This is a genomic window from Melioribacter sp. Ez-97, from assembly GCF_051488665.1.
In the GTDB taxonomy this organism is placed as follows: Bacteria; Bacteroidota; Ignavibacteria; order Ignavibacteriales; family Melioribacteraceae; genus Melioribacter.
Genome location: NZ_JBPSEG010000004.1, coordinates 55,831 through 69,943, shown reverse-complemented (window position 1 = coordinate 69,943; position 14,113 = coordinate 55,831). Strand labels below are relative to the sequence as shown.

Here is a 14,113-nt window from a genome sequence, read left to right as displayed (position 1 = left end):
TCCTCTTTGTTTAGTTGTATTTAACTGCCAGTTGTCCGCAGGCAGCCGCAATATCGTCGCCCTGTGTATCTCTTATGAAAACGCTTATGTTTCGCTGTCTCAATTTATCTGCAAAGTTTATAATCTCTTCATATGGAGTTGGTTCCAATTCCGCGGATATTCCTCCCGGATTCATATGTTTTATGCTGTTAAACGGAATGATGTTTATTTTGGAGGGAATCCGGCTGCACAATTTGGCTAATTCTTTAACGTCTTCATCCCGGTCGTTTATGCCCTTAAGCATTGTATATTCGAATGTAATACGCGTTTTTGTTTTCGTTGCATAATATTTTAAAGCTTCGAAATTCTTCCGGAGCGGATACTTTTTATTGATGGGCATTATTTTGTTGCGAACATCGTCAAATGCCGAGTGGAGCGAGAATGCAAGCTTAACTCGAAATCCGCTGTCGGCAAGCTCTCTGATTTTATCCGGTATTCCCGCCGTCGAAACCGTAATGCGATTGCGGCTCAATCCTTTGGATAGTTCGTGCGTGAATATTTCGATTGCCGCCAAAGTGTTTTTGTAATTCGTCAACGGTTCGCCCATTCCCATAAAAACTATATTTGTAATTTTATCTTTGCCGTAGTTCGAAGCTATGATCAGGTATTGGTCTGTAATTTCGCCTGCGGACAAATTTCTTTTGAAGCCCATCAGTCCCGTAGCGCAAAATTTACAGTCGAGAGGACAACCGACTTGAGTAGACAAGCAAAGGGTATTTCTGTCGCCGTCGGGAATAAACACCGATTCTATTTTGTGCCCGTCTTTTGTTGAAAACAAGAATTTTACCGTCCCCGTCGTGCCGGAGTGTTGCTTGTCCTGAAGCGTAAGCGTGGTTAACTCTGTTTCTTCTGCCAATCGATTGCGTAAATTTTTAGGAAAATTCGAAAGCTCTTCGGGAGCGAAAGCTATGTGGTTATACAGCCAGTTAAATAGCTGGTCGCCCCGATATTTAGCCTCGCCTATCGATTCAAAATAACCGCGCAGCTCATTGAGAGTGAGCCCTTTTAATATTATTTTAGAATTTCCACTCATGCAGGCAAATATACATACTCGCCGGATTAATTGCCCGTCAATAATTCGGTTGCTATTCGAAATTTCATTCCGTAGTTTCATATCAAACAAAATAATTTTAACGAATGCGGGAGCATTTATGGATTTTAATTTAACCGAGGAACATCTGTTGATTCAGCAGATAGCCAGAGAATTTGCGGAAAACGAAGCGGCTCCGTCCGCAGTCGAACGCGATATCAAAGCCGAATTTCCGCACGATCTGGTTAAAAAAATGGGGGAGCTGGGATTTATGGGCATGATGGTGCCGCCGGAATACGACGGCGCCGGATTGGACACTATCAGTTACGTGCTGGCTATGATTGAAATTTCAAAAGTGGACGCGAGTCTTGGAGTCATTATGTCGGTGAATAATTCGCTGGTTTGTTACGGATTGGAAGAATGGGGTACGGATTATCAGAAAGAAAAATTTCTTAAACCGCTGGCTCGGGGCGATAAATTGGGAGCTTTTGCGTTGTCCGAGCCCGAAGCCGGCAGCGACGCCACTCATCAGCATACCGCGGCAGTTAAAAAAGGCGACAGGTGGATTATCAACGGGATTAAAAATTGGATTACGAACGGAATAAATGCGGACTATTACCTGGTGTTTGCTCAAACCGACAGGGAAAAACGCCATAAAGGGATTACTTGCTTTATCGTAGAAAAAGGGACTCCCGGATTTACTCACGGCAAGAAGGAAGACAAACTGGGTATACGCAGCAGCGACACGTGTTCGTTGTTATTTGAAAATTGCGAAGTGCCCGAAGAAAATATACTTTGGGAAATCGGCAAAGGATTTAATGTAGCGATGAATACATTGAACGGGGGGCGTATCGGCATAGCGGCTCAAGCTTGCGGCATTGCCGATGCCGCTTTTTCCGCCGCGCTTAAGTATTCCAAAACCCGTAAGGCTTTCGGAACCGAAATAGCAAATCTGCAGGCAATTCAGTTCAAGCTTGCGGAAATGTCGGTCAATCTCGAAGCTGCCAAGCTCCTTACGTTGAAAGCGGCATTTCTTAAGGATAAGCATATGGACTATATCCAGGCTGCGGCGATGGCTAAATTATATTCTTCGAAAGTAGCCGTCGACAATTCACTCGAAGCTATTCAGATTCACGGCGGTTACGGATACGTGAGAGAATACCTGGTGGAAAGATACCTGCGCGACGCAAAAATTACTGAAATTTACGAAGGCACTTCGGAAATACAGAAAATCGTTATTGCTCGGGAAATATTAAAACATTTCGATTAAACGCATTTAATGGGCGGAATTCTCGATTCCGCCCTGCATCTTGTCTTTAAATTTAGTTATTTTAGAACTCTCTAACTTTATGCAAATGATGAAACGGGTATATCTGTTTATATTGATTTTAAGCGGATCGTTATACGCGCAGTCAGAGTGGACAAAATGGAGCGCCGTCGACATTAATTATACGCGAGTAAATATCAATGCCGCTCAAACGCAGACCGGCGATTTTCTGTCCTTGCTGGCTAACGGCTACCGGTATTTTATTTCCGATCTGGACGGAGATAATTGTCCCTTTGAGCCTTCCTGTTCGGCCTTCTTTGTCAGATCGATTAAAACGGAAGGTATTGTTAAAGGATTCCTGATGTTTTCAGATCGTTTTGTAAGAGACATTAATTTTTTCAAAGGACTTGAAGATTATCCGGTTTCGGAAAACGGAAAATATTACGATCCGCCGGAAATCTATTCTCTTTTACCGAATAAATATCAGGCGATTCCGAATGAAGATAAGTAAGCTGCTTCCGATTCTTCTTTTGTTTTCTTTGTATTCAAGGCTTATAGCTCAAACAGCCCAAATCGATTTTTATTCTCCGGAATATCGTCTGAAATTTGCCGATTATCTTTATGATTCTAACGACTATCTGCGCGCGCTCGATGAATACGGAGCTTATCTCAGATTTGCCCATAACGATACGGCGCTTTTTAAATACGCCGATTGCTTTTTTAACATGCGGCGTTACGAAGAAGCGGCGGCTAATTTCAAATCACTCTTCTTTAACTCGAGTCTTGAAGAGAAGGCAAAATTGAAATTTCATCTGTCGAATTTTCTAACAGGCAATTTCGATAGTTTCAGAAAAGAGGTTGAATTCGAGGTTTATCAGCCGGAAGAATACAAAACAAACTTGAAACTGCTTTCGGCGATATCATATCTTTACGAAGGCAAAAGGGCGCGGGATACTTTAGAATTTTTCAATCTCTTCCCCGATTCGAACAAAGCCGAAATAAAAAGTTTATATTATCTTAAAACAAATCCGCCCGTTAAAAGCGAATTGAAGGCGGGTCTTCTGTCTGCTATTATACCGGGCGCAGGAAAAATTTATACGGGCAATATAAGCGACGGGATTACTTCGTTTATTGTTACGGGGCTTACGGCTTATCTCTCCGTTTCGGCGTTCCAACACGATCATAATTTCAGAGGCTACCTTTTTGCCGGAATGGCGGCGGCGTTTTACGCCGGAAATATTTACGGTTCGATTGCAGCCGCAAATATCTACAACGCAAGAATCCGTATTGATTCCGACAAAAAAATCAGATTTTATTTTGAATCGAGAAATTATTACATGCCGGATCTGAATGTAAAATGAAAAAATTACTATTAATATTATTCCTGTTTGTTTCCGTATTAAGCGCTCAAAATTCTCTTGAGAGTATAAAGGCTAAAGCCGACAGTTTGTATAAAAGCGGGAATTATTTTGAAGCAATCACCGAATATAAAAGGCTCGGTTTTTTTGCCGAACTGACAAACAGTCTGCCTGAATACTCGTACTACTGTAATTTAATGATAGGGAAATCGTACAAAGCCGGCGCGCGATTCGACGACGCCGTAAAATATTTTTTCAAAGCTTCTCTCGACGCCGATAACGACGAGAAAGAGTTCAGGGCAAAAATTGAAATGGTAAGAGCTAATATTTTGAGAGGCACTTTGCCAAGAGCAAACGAAATAATCGATGAAATTGAAAAAGACGGGAAATTCGGCGGCAAGAGAGACTCTCTGAATTACTGGAGAGCCTGGATTAATATTTTTGACGAAAACTGGGAAGCGGCTTACCGGATATTAAAAGAAAATCAATTGTCGTATGATATGCAGCGCGTATGCAGGAATGTTATCGAACAAAAATATTCGGTTACTTTTGCAAAAACAATTTCTTATATTGTGCCGGGAAGTGGTCTTATTTATACGGGAAATTATCTGCAGGGATTTATTTCCCTCGGCTATAATTTATTGTTCGGCTATATTACCGCCGACGCATTTGCAGCCGAGCGAATTTTCGACGGCATGGCAAACGGCGCTCTGTTATGGCTTCGCTTTTACAGAGGTAATATTCAGGCGGCGGAAAAAAAAGCAAACGACAGAAACAAAGAGATTTTTAATAAAGCTCTAACTTATTTCCAGTTAAATTACGATGGAGCAAAACCATGAAAATCACGGAAGATATTATCAGAAAAATTACGCTCGAAACCATCGAAGAACTCGGATTGGGAGCCACTAAAGACGAAATTAAAAATGCCGTCCGCTCCAAAATCGAAACGATGGACGTCGACAATATCGAACTGAAAAACAAAAACCTCGATTCCGGCAGGGTTATTCTCACTTCTTTCGGATTGAACAAACCCGGAATAGTTGCCTCCGTTACAAAAGCGCTTGCCGAAAACAGCTGCGATATTCTCGACTTGAGTCAAAAAATTATGGGCGACTTTTTTACAATGATAATGATTATCGATATTACCGCTTCTCCGAAGGATTTGAGCGAAGTTCAACGCGAAATGCAAAAAGTAGCCGAAGACCTTAAAATAAAAATCTATTTACAGCACGAAGACGTTTTCAGATTCATGCACAGAATTTAATCACAATCACAAAAAAAAGATTATCCGATTATGCAATACGAATTCGAAGAAATCCTCGAAACCATACGGATGACGGAAATTGAACACTTTGACATTCGTACGGTTACAATGGGAATTAGTTTGAGGGATTGCTCCGACAGGAATATTAAAGTGACCTGTCAGAAAATATACGACAAGATAATTCGTTACGGAAAAAATCACGTTAAATACGCAAAGGAAATCGAAGCTCAATACGGCATTTCGATTGCCAACAAAAGAGTTTCCGTAACTCCGATATCTATACCGTTCGATTCCTGCAAAGAGGAGGAATTCATAGAAATTGCGCGAACTCTCGATAAAGCGGCGGCTGATATCGGCATCGATTACATAGCGGGCTATTCGGCGTTGGTTCAAAAAGGAATGACAAACGGCGAAAAGGAATTAATTAACTCGATACCGCATGCTTTGGCTTCTACAAAACGCGTTTGTTCGAGCGTCAATGTAGCGTCCACAAAAACCGGAATCAATATCGACGCTGTCAAATTGATGTCGGAAACGATTAAAAAAACCGCCGAATTAACAAAAGACAACGATTCGATTGGTTGCGCAAAACTGGTTGTGTTTGCCAATGCGGTAGAGGACAATCCCTTTGTTGCCGGAGCGTTTCACGGAGTCAGCGAGCCGGAAGTTGTGTTGAATGTCGGTATTAGCGGTCCCGGCGTTGTGCTCGACGCAATTCGTGAAGCCGGACGCGTCGATCTGCAGCAGCTTGCAGAAGTTATTAAAAAAACTATTTTTAAGATTACGCGCGCGGGTGAATTGATCGGCAGAAAAGTAGCCGAGAAAAACGGAATCCCGTTCGGTATAGTCGATATTTCTCTGGCGCCGACTCCGGCTGAGGGCGACAGTATAGGAGACATTCTAAAAGCAATGGGACTCGAAGACGTCGGAGCTCCGGGAACAACGGCGGCTTTAGCTATGTTGAATGACGCAGTTAAAAAAGCCGGCTTGATGGCAAGTTCTTCCGTGGGAGGACTCAGCGGAGCTTTTATTCCGGTCAGCGAAGATATGGGAATGATTAGGGCGGTTCAAAACGGAAATCTGACTCTCGAAAAACTCGAAGCCATGACGGCTGTTTGTTCCGTGGGTCTCGATATGATCGCTATACCCGGAGACACTCCCGTTGAAACAATCGCCGGTATCATCGCCGACGAATCGGCTATCGGAGTGATTAACGATAAAACTACGGCGGTAAGAATAATTCCCGCTTTCGGTAAAGTGGTCGGCGATTTTGTAGATTATGGCGGTCTGTTGGGAAAAGCTCCGGTAATGGAAGTTAAAAAACTTTGCAGCGCCGGTTTTATAAACAGAGGCGGCAGAATTCCTGCCCCGATGAGAAGTCTAACAAATTAATATTTCAGGAGGTACGATGAAAAAAGGTTTAATGATTGCGCTCGGCATTGTCGCGGCTATCATAATTCTTATTCTTGTTATAGTCGGATGGGGCGTGGGCGTGTATAATAATCTGATCGGATTGAACGAAAAGGTCAATCAGGCATGGAGTCAGGTGGAAAATCAATATCAACGGAGATATGATCTGATCCCAAATCTTGTGGAAACCGTAAAAGGCGTAGCCAATTTCGAAAAAGAAACTTATACAGCGGTTACCGAAGCAAGAGCGAAAGTAGGTCAAATAAAACTTTCGCCCGACCAGTTGAGCGATCCCGAGGCTTTCAGAAAATTCCAGCAGGCTCAGGACGGACTGAGCAGCGCATTATCGAGATTGTTGGTTGTTTCGGAAAATTATCCGCAATTAAAAGCCAACGAAAATTTTCTCCAGCTGCAGGCTCAGCTCGAAGGAACGGAAAACAGAATTGCAGTCGAAAGAATGAAATATAATCAGGTGGTTCAGGAATACAACACGCAAATAAAACGGTTTCCGGCAGCTTTAATTGCCAATATGGCGGGCTTTAAGGAAAAAGAATATTTCCGGGCGGCAACCGGAGCTGAAGAAGCTCCCAGAGTTCAATTTTAGGGAATCTTTTATTGATGAAAAAAATAGCTTTTATATTATTTCTGTTTTCATTTCAATTGTCGGCGCAGCCGGAAATACCTTTGCTAAAAAATTACGCCAACGATTTTACTTCTACGCTCGCTCAGTCGCAGCTGAGCGAGCTGAATTATTTGTTAAAAAGTTTTGACGATTCGACTTCCACTCAAATAGTATTTCTAATGATAAATTCTTTGCAGGGTTATCCGATCGAATATTATACTTACGAGGTTGCCGAGAAGAATAAAATCGGGAGAGCCGGAAAAAACAACGGCGTTTTGTTCTTTGTTGCAAAAGAGGATCGAAAAATGCGCATTGAAGTCGGGTACGGATTGGAAGGGGCGCTGCCGGACGCGCTTGCTAGTTCGATTCTTCGAAACGAAGTAAGACCATATTTCAGAAACGGAGATTACTACACCGGCATTAAATCCGGAATTGCGGCAATTATGATGGCTGTCAAAGGCGAGTATACGAACGATAAACGCGAAGAAAAAGATAAAGTAAAACTTCCGATCGGCTACATAATAATGATAATTCTCTTTTTGCTTTTAACCAGAGGCGGAAAAAGAGGAGGACTGCTGCCCTGGCTGGTTATCGGTTCGATGGGAGGCGGAAGAAGTGGCGGCTGGGGCGGAGGCGGTTTCGGCGGTGGAGGCTTCAGCGGAGGCGGCGGCTCTTTCGGCGGCGGAGGAGCCAGCGGAAGTTGGTGATATTTCAAGAGAAAAAGTCCTTTTTTCCTTGAAGTTATTTTATCCTTTTATTATTATTTCATTGGTTTTACAAAGATTTTAAACTAAATTTTTCTTTTACCAATTAAACCAGGAGATTTGAAAAATGGCTATAATGATAACCGATGAATGCATTAATTGCGGCGCTTGCGAACCTGAATGCCCTAACAATGCAATTTATGAAGGCGGAGCAGAATGGACTTTGGCAGGTAAAACCTACGGTCCCGACGATCCGGCTCCTTCAGGCGCTACTGGATTTTTCTCGCATGATTACTTTTATATAGTTCCCGACAAATGTACCGAGTGCGTCGGCTTCCACGATGAACCGCAATGCGCTGCCGTTTGTCCGGTTGACTGCTGCGTACCCGATCCGAATCATGTCGAAGACAAGGAAACGCTCCTCAAAAAGAAAGAATATCTGGATTCGTTAGGAAGATAATTTTATTTCAAGTCCCGAAGCGTTAAAAAGCTTCGGGATTTATCTTTTATTCCGCAGAAGATTTTATTGCAACTTCCGCCGTTACGGGAAAATGGTCAGAGGGATAGAGCTTCCTGTCGTCCGTCAACCTGTACGTTTTAATTATGTCCGACCCGAGAATTTTAAAATGCTTTGACACAAAGATGAAATCGATCTTATTACCCGTATCGTCTCCTGAAAAACGGTGATAGGTGCCTTCGTGTTCGGATTTCGGATGAAGGAATCGATAGGTATCCGTAAAGCCGTTATTTAATATAAGTTTTATAGTCTCTTCGTCTTCGGAACTGTTAAAATCTCCCGTAATTATTGTGGGAATATTCTTATTTATTTTTTTTAGCAGCAGTTGAGCGCTTTTGATTCTCGATTCCATCGATTTGTGGTCGAGGTGCAGATTGTAAATTTCGAGGTCATTCCCGGTAAACTTATCATAAAGCCGGGCCCAACTGCTTATTCTGGTAATCTCATTTCCCCACGATTTCGAACCCGGAACATCAGGCGTATCGGAAAACCAGAAAGTTCCGCTTGTATCTACAATAAACCGGTCTCGCAAATACAATACCGGCACATATTCGCCTTTGGTTTTTCCGTCGTCTCTGCCGACGCCCGTATAATTATAATAGGGGAATTGATTGAGCGTTTCGTCCAATTGAAATTTGAGCGCTTCCTGCATTCCCAGTAAATCCGGATAATAATTCCGTATAACTTCGAAAGTAATATCTTTTCGATTTTCCCAGCTGTTTATTCCGTCCTCGGCGCTGCCGTATCTGATGTTAAACGTCATTACTTTAATGGGTACGGCGTCTTTTTCTTCTTTTTTTAGTAGATTTGCGGTTGAACAACTGATTACGAAAAAAATTATAAACAATGAAACTGAACTAAGCAGCCTGTTGCGGACGTTCATTATATACCTTTGTATTATTTTGTTATTTTACAAAAAACATAAGAAAAATTTATGAAAATAGGTAGCTTTCAACTTATTCCCGTCGAAACGTGCAGTTTCAAACTCGACGGAGGGGCAATGTTCGGCGTGGTGCCGAAAATATTTTGGGAAAAGACAAATCCGCCCGACGAACAAAACAGAATTCTTCTTCACGCGCGTTGTCTTCTTTTGGACTCGCCCGAAAGAAAAATATTAATTGATACGGGAGTGGGCTCTAACTGGAGCGAAAAATTTGCCGGTATTTACTGCATTGATAACTCGCAATTTTCGATGGAAAAATCGCTGTCGCAAAACGGCGTTAATCCGGAAGATATAACTGACGTTATAATTACCCATCTTCATTTCGATCACACCGGAGGAGCCACAAAATTCGTCGACGGCGAATGGCAGCCTTCTTTTCCGAATGCGACTTATTACATACAAAAAAAACAATATGAATGGGCAATGAAACCTTCGTTGCGGGACAAAGCAAGCTACTTCATCGAACGATACAAACCGCTGGCGGACAGAAATATGGTCGTCTTTACCGAAGGAAATCAAAAACTAACCGAAGGAATCGAGTTAATAGAAATCAACGGACACACATTTGGGCAGCAGCTGGTTAAAATATCCGATCCGGTTACTACTCTTCTTTATTGCGCGGACTTGATTCCGTTTACGTCGCATATTCCTCTGCCTTATATAATGGGCTACGATCTCCAGCCGCTGGTTACATTGAATGAAAAAATTGAAACGCTAAATAAAGCAGTCGAAGAAAATTGGATTCTATTTTTCGAACACGACCCGTTCAGCGCCGCCGCAACTCTGGAACGAAATGAAAAAAACGCAATCGTAGTCAAAGAAAAATTCGAAAGACTGCCATGACCTTACAGGACGGTTTTGTAAAAGTTTGCAGCATAAACGAATTAAAAGACGAAGAAGGCAGACAATTTTTTGTAAACGATGCGGAAATCGCATTGTTCAAAGTCGGAAATAAAGTTTATGCCGTAAGCAATATTTGTCCTCATCAAAAAACTCATCTTATGTACGACGGCATTGTCGAAAACGAATATGTGATTTGTCCTTTGCACGGCTGGAAATTTAATTTGAAGGACGGTTCGATGCCCAACGGCAGAAGAGGCATTAGCGTTTACGAAGTAAAACTGCTCGGCGACGACGTCTATGTTAAAGTTGATAATCGATTCCCCGACTGGTAACGGAATTATAATTAAAATTTATTGATCATGTCATGAAACTTACGAATGAAATCGTAATCGAAAAGGCGAGGGAAATCGGATTCGATTTAGTCGGTTTTGCGCCGTATCAAACGCTCCATAAAGAAACGGAAAAGCTCGCTCAGTGGCTCGACCGTAAATACCACGCCGGCATGAAATACATGGAAAAGAATATTGAAAAAAGAACCGATGTCAAGAATATTCTGCCCGAAGCAAAATCGATTATCAGTCTCGGCTTGAATTATTACATCGACGATAAACATTCCAATCTGCCGCATCACGGAAAAATTTCCAGATACGCCTGGGGAAAAGATTATCATCTGATAATTTGGGACAAACTTGAATTGCTCGAAGAAGAACTGAAAAAATTGGACGAAGGTTTTGTCTCGAAATCTTATGTGGATACCGGTCCGGTTATGGATAAAGTCTGGGCTCTTAAGTCCGGCATCGGCTGGATGGGAAAACATTCGAATATTATTAACAGGAATATGGGCAGCTGGTTTTTTATTGCAAATTTGATAAACAATAGGGAATTTGAATATTCCGAACCGGCTAACGAATTATGCGGCACTTGCAGGGCATGTATCGACGCCTGCCCAGCGAATGCTATTGTCGAGGACTTCGTAGTCGATTCGAACAAATGCATATCGTATTTAACAATCGAAAACAAAGGAGAAATTCCGGAGGAATTCAAAGGAAAGTTTGACAATTGGCTTTTCGGATGCGACGTTTGTCAGGATGTATGCCCGTGGAATAAAAAATTTTCAATGCCCGCAAATGAAGAAGCCTTCAAACCGGTTGCTTCAAAAGAATATTTATTGGAAGATATTATGAATATGACCGAAGAAGAGTTCAGAGAGAAGTTTAACGTGAGTCCGATAAAAAGATCGAAATTGAAGGGGCTAAAACGAAACGCTCGATTTCTGATCGATTCTGAATCGAATTGAATATATTTACATCTAATGAAATTAAAAATACGGGAGAAATTATGAACGAAAATCATCACAAAGTTATAATAATCGGTTCGGGGCCAGCGGGATTGACAGCCGCCTTATATACGGGCAGAGCCAATTTGAATCCGATTGTTTTCGAAGGAATGCAGCCGGGCGGTCAGCTTACGATTACAACTGAAGTGGAAAATTATCCAGGTTTCGAAAACGGTATTCAGGGACCTGAACTGATGGATATTATGAGAAAGCAGGCGTGCAAATTCGGAGCCAAATGCGTATTCAAAAACGTAACCGAAGTCGACTTTTCGAAACGTCCTTTTGTAATTAAATCCGAGAACGAAACCCACACAGCCGATTCGGTTATTATTGCAACTGGAGCTTCTGCAAAATTACTCGGTCTCGAAAGCGAAAAGAAATATATGGGATACGGAGTATCAGCCTGCGCGACGTGCGACGGATTCTTTTTTAAGGATTTGAAAGTGCTGGTTGTCGGTGGCGGCGATACGGCAATGGAAGAAGCAACTTATTTGACAAAGTTTGCTTCCGAGGTAACGATTATTCACAGAAGAGACGAGTTCAGAGCTTCGAAAATTATGCTCGAAAGAGCGGGCAAAAACCCGAAAATAAAATTCATTACGAACGCAGTAATCAAAGAAATTTTGGGTAAAGAAGAAGACGGAAGAAAGTCCGTTACGGGCGCAATTCTCGAAAATACTAAAGACGGTTCGACAACGGAAATTCAAGCCGACGGAATTTTTATAGCAATAGGACATCAGCCGAACACTTCTCTTTTCAAAGGACAGCTCGAAATGGACGAAACCGGATATATTATTACAAAACCCGGCAGCACGCATACTAGTGTTGAAGGCGTATTCGCCGCGGGAGACGTTGCCGATAAAAAATACAGACAGGCAATTACCGCAGCCGGAACCGGATGTATGGCTGCTCTCGATGCGCAACATTGGCTGGAAGAAAAAGAATTGGCTTAAAAAGAATAAGGGAGGCGTTGCCTCCCTTTTTTTATTTTACGTCAAGAAGTTCAACTTCGAAGATCAGCAAAGAATTAGGTTCTATGACTTCGCCGGCTCCCGCTTCGCCGTAACCCAATTCCGGAGGTATGTAAAGCATCCATTTGTCGCCTACGTGCATCAGCTGCAATGCTTCTGTCCAGCCTTTGATTACTCTGTCGAGTTCGAATTCCGCGGGTTCGCCTCTGTCGTACGAGCTGTCGAAAACTTTACCGTCGATTGTTGTCCCTTTGTAGTGTACCCTTACAACGCTGTTTTCTTTAGGCGAGGGTCCGTCGCCGCTTTTTAATACCTTATATTGCAATCCGCTCGGAAGGGTAACCACGCCTTCTTTATTTTTGTTTTCTGCGAGAAATTCTTCAGCCGCTTTTTTATTCTTTACTTTTTGTTCGTCGATCTTTGCATTCCTCATAGCTATCAGTTTCTGATTTAATCGAATCATCATAGTTTGAATCTGACTGTCGGTCAAAAGCGATTTTCCTTCCGACTGGTCTTTCAATCCCTGAAAAAGAACTTCGTAGTTAATTTTTAATTGAGGATCGCTTATATTCTTTCCGATACTTTGACCTACGCTGTAACTGATTGAATCTTCCGCAGTCTTGAGGATGGATTCCTGCTGCGCCGATATTATTCCGGCTGATATGAGCAGTAACGCAATTATTCCGGTTAATTTCATTTGTACTCCCGTAAATTAATAAATTGTGATTGTTGAAAATATATCCTGCCGCTATGAATAGCAAATCGATTGACTAATCTCTTTCATTCCTTTATCTTTAACATATCAATCGGGAGACAAAGCTATGAAGAAAATAATATTGTTATTGTTAATTCCGTTTGTAATAACGGCGCAGACATTCTATAACAATAATCCGTTTGCTCACACATATTCAATAGTCGCTTACGATTCGACTACTGGAGAAATCGGGGTTGCGGTTCAATCGCACTGGTTCTCGGTAGGAACAGTCGTATGTTGGGGCGAAGCGGGTGTCGGAGTGGTCGCAACTCAATCGTTCGTAAACGTTTCTTTCGGTCCTCGGGGGCTGGAGCTCTTGAAAGAAGGATTAACGCCTAAAGAAGCGGTTGATAAACTTTTGAGCGACGACGAAGGAAGGGAATACAGACAATTGGCAATCCTCGACGCTAAAGGAAATGTAGCGGCATTCACGGGTAAGAATTGCATACAACCCGCCGGACACATCGAAGGCAAAGGTTATTCGGTTCAGGCTAATTTGATGTCGAACGACAGAATCTGGGGCGCAATGTCGAAAGCGTTTGAAAATGCAAAAGGTCCTCTTGCCGAGAGAATGATAGCGGCTCTGGAAGCGGCAGAAAACGCCGGCGGAGATATCAGAGGCAAACAGTCGGCTGCTTTATTGGTCTTCTCCGGCAAACCGACAGGTAAAATATGGCTCGATAAATTGGTCGACTTGAGAGTGGACGATCATCCCGAACCGATAAAAGAACTGAAAAGACTTCTTAAAGTGCACAGGGCTTATGAACATATGAATAACGGCGATCTTGCAGTAGAAAAAAACGACATGGAAACAGCCATGAAAGAATATTCCGCCGCGATGGAGATGTTTCCCGATAATCTCGAAATGAAATACTGGACGGCGGTTACGCTTGCTAATAACGGAAGAATTGATGACGCGCTTAAACTTTTCAAAGAAGTCTTCGATAAAGATAAAAATTGGAAAACGCTTACTCCGAGACTCGTACCAAGCGGTTTGTTAAACGTTACGGAAGAAAGCCTGAATTTGATTATGGATTTATAGAATCAGTAAAAAT

17 protein-coding genes are annotated in these 14,113 nt (G+C 42.3%); 14 read left to right on the top strand and 3 right to left on the bottom strand.

Annotated elements, in window-relative coordinates; all coding sequences use genetic code 11:
- Positions 1–10 precede the first annotated feature (10 nt).
- On the bottom strand, positions 11–1,072 hold the full coding sequence (rlmN, locus tag ACSSWA_RS06725) for a 23S rRNA (adenine(2503)-C(2))-methyltransferase RlmN (protein ID WP_437355794.1): 1,062 nt from the start codon (positions 1,070–1,072) through the stop codon (positions 11–13).
- Between the two features lie 118 nt (positions 1,073–1,190).
- On the opposite strand from rlmN, the gene ACSSWA_RS06720 reads away from it, so the two are divergent.
- From ACSSWA_RS06720 to ACSSWA_RS06680, 9 genes are all read left to right on the top strand, one after another.
- Complete coding sequence (locus ACSSWA_RS06720) at positions 1,191–2,339, top strand: acyl-CoA dehydrogenase (protein WP_437355793.1); 1,149 nt, start codon at positions 1,191–1,193, stop codon at positions 2,337–2,339.
- Between the two features lie 85 nt (positions 2,340–2,424).
- Positions 2,425–2,847: a membrane protein insertion efficiency factor YidD gene (gene yidD, locus ACSSWA_RS06715; RefSeq protein WP_437355792.1), complete on the top strand. Its 423-nt coding sequence runs from the start codon at positions 2,425–2,427 to the stop codon at positions 2,845–2,847.
- Complete coding sequence (locus ACSSWA_RS06710) at positions 2,834–3,697, top strand: hypothetical protein (protein ID WP_437355791.1); 864 nt, start codon at positions 2,834–2,836, stop codon at positions 3,695–3,697. Before yidD ends, ACSSWA_RS06710 begins: the two co-directional genes overlap by 14 nt.
- Positions 3,694–4,533 (top strand): hypothetical protein, encoded by an 840-nt coding sequence (locus tag ACSSWA_RS06705; RefSeq protein ID WP_437355790.1) that lies wholly within the window; start codon positions 3,694–3,696, stop codon positions 4,531–4,533. Before ACSSWA_RS06710 ends, ACSSWA_RS06705 begins: the two co-directional genes overlap by 4 nt.
- Positions 4,530–4,958, top strand: a complete 429-nt coding sequence (locus ACSSWA_RS06700) for an ACT domain-containing protein (RefSeq protein ID WP_437355789.1) — start codon at positions 4,530–4,532, stop codon at positions 4,956–4,958. Before ACSSWA_RS06705 ends, ACSSWA_RS06700 begins: the two co-directional genes overlap by 4 nt.
- A 30-nt stretch (positions 4,959–4,988) precedes the next feature.
- Positions 4,989–6,350: a PFL family protein gene (locus ACSSWA_RS06695; protein ID WP_437355788.1), complete on the top strand. Its 1,362-nt coding sequence runs from the start codon at positions 4,989–4,991 to the stop codon at positions 6,348–6,350.
- A 16-nt stretch (positions 6,351–6,366) separates the two neighbouring features.
- Complete coding sequence (locus ACSSWA_RS06690) at positions 6,367–6,972, top strand: LemA family protein (protein ID WP_437355787.1); 606 nt, start codon at positions 6,367–6,369, stop codon at positions 6,970–6,972.
- Positions 6,973–6,986: 14 nt separating this feature from the next.
- Entirely contained in the window at positions 6,987–7,697 is a 711-nt protein-coding gene (locus ACSSWA_RS06685; RefSeq protein WP_437355786.1) for a TPM domain-containing protein, read from the top strand.
- Between the two features lie 124 nt (positions 7,698–7,821).
- On the top strand, positions 7,822–8,154 hold the full coding sequence (locus ACSSWA_RS06680) for a 4Fe-4S dicluster domain-containing protein (protein ID WP_437355785.1): 333 nt from the start codon (positions 7,822–7,824) through the stop codon (positions 8,152–8,154).
- Positions 8,155–8,200: 46 nt separating this feature from the next.
- Here the strand turns inward: ACSSWA_RS06680 and ACSSWA_RS06675 are convergent, their stop codons facing one another.
- Positions 8,201–9,094 (bottom strand): endonuclease/exonuclease/phosphatase family protein, encoded by an 894-nt coding sequence (locus ACSSWA_RS06675; protein ID WP_437355784.1) that lies wholly within the window; start codon positions 9,092–9,094, stop codon positions 8,201–8,203.
- Between the two features lie 51 nt (positions 9,095–9,145).
- Between ACSSWA_RS06675 and ACSSWA_RS06670 the strand changes: the two genes are divergently transcribed.
- The 4 genes from ACSSWA_RS06670 to trxB are packed head-to-tail and all read left to right on the top strand — an operon-like array spanning position 9,146 to position 12,286.
- Positions 9,146–9,997, top strand: a complete 852-nt coding sequence (locus ACSSWA_RS06670) for an MBL fold metallo-hydrolase (protein ID WP_437355783.1) — start codon at positions 9,146–9,148, stop codon at positions 9,995–9,997.
- A complete protein-coding gene (gene nirD, locus ACSSWA_RS06665) occupies positions 9,994–10,329 on the top strand; it encodes a nitrite reductase small subunit NirD (RefSeq protein ID WP_437355782.1) in 336 nt (111 codons plus the stop codon). Before ACSSWA_RS06670 ends, nirD begins: the two co-directional genes overlap by 4 nt.
- Positions 10,330–10,361: 32 nt before the next feature.
- The gene (gene queG / locus ACSSWA_RS06660; RefSeq protein WP_437355781.1) at positions 10,362–11,294 is read left to right on the top strand and encodes a tRNA epoxyqueuosine(34) reductase QueG; all 933 of its coding nucleotides are present in this window, start codon (positions 10,362–10,364) and stop codon (positions 11,292–11,294) included.
- 41 nt (positions 11,295–11,335) lie between these two features.
- The gene (gene trxB / locus ACSSWA_RS06655) at positions 11,336–12,286 is read left to right on the top strand and encodes a thioredoxin-disulfide reductase (protein WP_437355780.1); all 951 of its coding nucleotides are present in this window, start codon (positions 11,336–11,338) and stop codon (positions 12,284–12,286) included.
- Between the two features lie 31 nt (positions 12,287–12,317).
- Here the strand turns inward: trxB and ACSSWA_RS06650 are convergent, their stop codons facing one another.
- Complete coding sequence (locus ACSSWA_RS06650) at positions 12,318–13,001, bottom strand: FKBP-type peptidyl-prolyl cis-trans isomerase (RefSeq protein WP_437355779.1); 684 nt, start codon at positions 12,999–13,001, stop codon at positions 12,318–12,320.
- Between the two features lie 124 nt (positions 13,002–13,125).
- Between ACSSWA_RS06650 and ACSSWA_RS06645 the strand changes: the two genes are divergently transcribed.
- Positions 13,126–14,100, top strand: a complete 975-nt coding sequence (locus ACSSWA_RS06645) for a DUF1028 domain-containing protein (RefSeq protein ID WP_437355778.1) — start codon at positions 13,126–13,128, stop codon at positions 14,098–14,100.
- Positions 14,101–14,113: the final 13 nt, after the last annotated feature.

Coding starts and splice junctions, on each gene's coding strand:
- rlmN (WP_437355794.1), bottom strand. CDS start 1,072: ATGAGTGGAAATTCTAAAATAATATTAAAAGGGCTCACTCTCAATGAG.
- ACSSWA_RS06720 (WP_437355793.1), top strand. CDS start 1,191: ATGGATTTTAATTTAACCGAGGAACATCTGTTGATTCAGCAGATAGCC.
- yidD (WP_437355792.1), top strand. CDS start 2,425: ATGATGAAACGGGTATATCTGTTTATATTGATTTTAAGCGGATCGTTA.
- ACSSWA_RS06710 (WP_437355791.1), top strand. CDS start 2,834: ATGAAGATAAGTAAGCTGCTTCCGATTCTTCTTTTGTTTTCTTTGTAT.
- ACSSWA_RS06705 (WP_437355790.1), top strand. CDS start 3,694: ATGAAAAAATTACTATTAATATTATTCCTGTTTGTTTCCGTATTAAGC.
- ACSSWA_RS06700 (WP_437355789.1), top strand. CDS start 4,530: ATGAAAATCACGGAAGATATTATCAGAAAAATTACGCTCGAAACCATC.
- ACSSWA_RS06695 (WP_437355788.1), top strand. CDS start 4,989: ATGCAATACGAATTCGAAGAAATCCTCGAAACCATACGGATGACGGAA.
- ACSSWA_RS06690 (WP_437355787.1), top strand. CDS start 6,367: ATGAAAAAAGGTTTAATGATTGCGCTCGGCATTGTCGCGGCTATCATA.
- ACSSWA_RS06685 (WP_437355786.1), top strand. CDS start 6,987: ATGAAAAAAATAGCTTTTATATTATTTCTGTTTTCATTTCAATTGTCG.
- ACSSWA_RS06680 (WP_437355785.1), top strand. CDS start 7,822: ATGGCTATAATGATAACCGATGAATGCATTAATTGCGGCGCTTGCGAA.
- ACSSWA_RS06675 (WP_437355784.1), bottom strand. CDS start 9,094: ATGAACGTCCGCAACAGGCTGCTTAGTTCAGTTTCATTGTTTATAATT.
- ACSSWA_RS06670 (WP_437355783.1), top strand. CDS start 9,146: ATGAAAATAGGTAGCTTTCAACTTATTCCCGTCGAAACGTGCAGTTTC.
- nirD (WP_437355782.1), top strand. CDS start 9,994: ATGACCTTACAGGACGGTTTTGTAAAAGTTTGCAGCATAAACGAATTA.
- queG (WP_437355781.1), top strand. CDS start 10,362: ATGAAACTTACGAATGAAATCGTAATCGAAAAGGCGAGGGAAATCGGA.
- trxB (WP_437355780.1), top strand. CDS start 11,336: ATGAACGAAAATCATCACAAAGTTATAATAATCGGTTCGGGGCCAGCG.
- ACSSWA_RS06650 (WP_437355779.1), bottom strand. CDS start 13,001: ATGAAATTAACCGGAATAATTGCGTTACTGCTCATATCAGCCGGAATA.
- ACSSWA_RS06645 (WP_437355778.1), top strand. CDS start 13,126: ATGAAGAAAATAATATTGTTATTGTTAATTCCGTTTGTAATAACGGCG.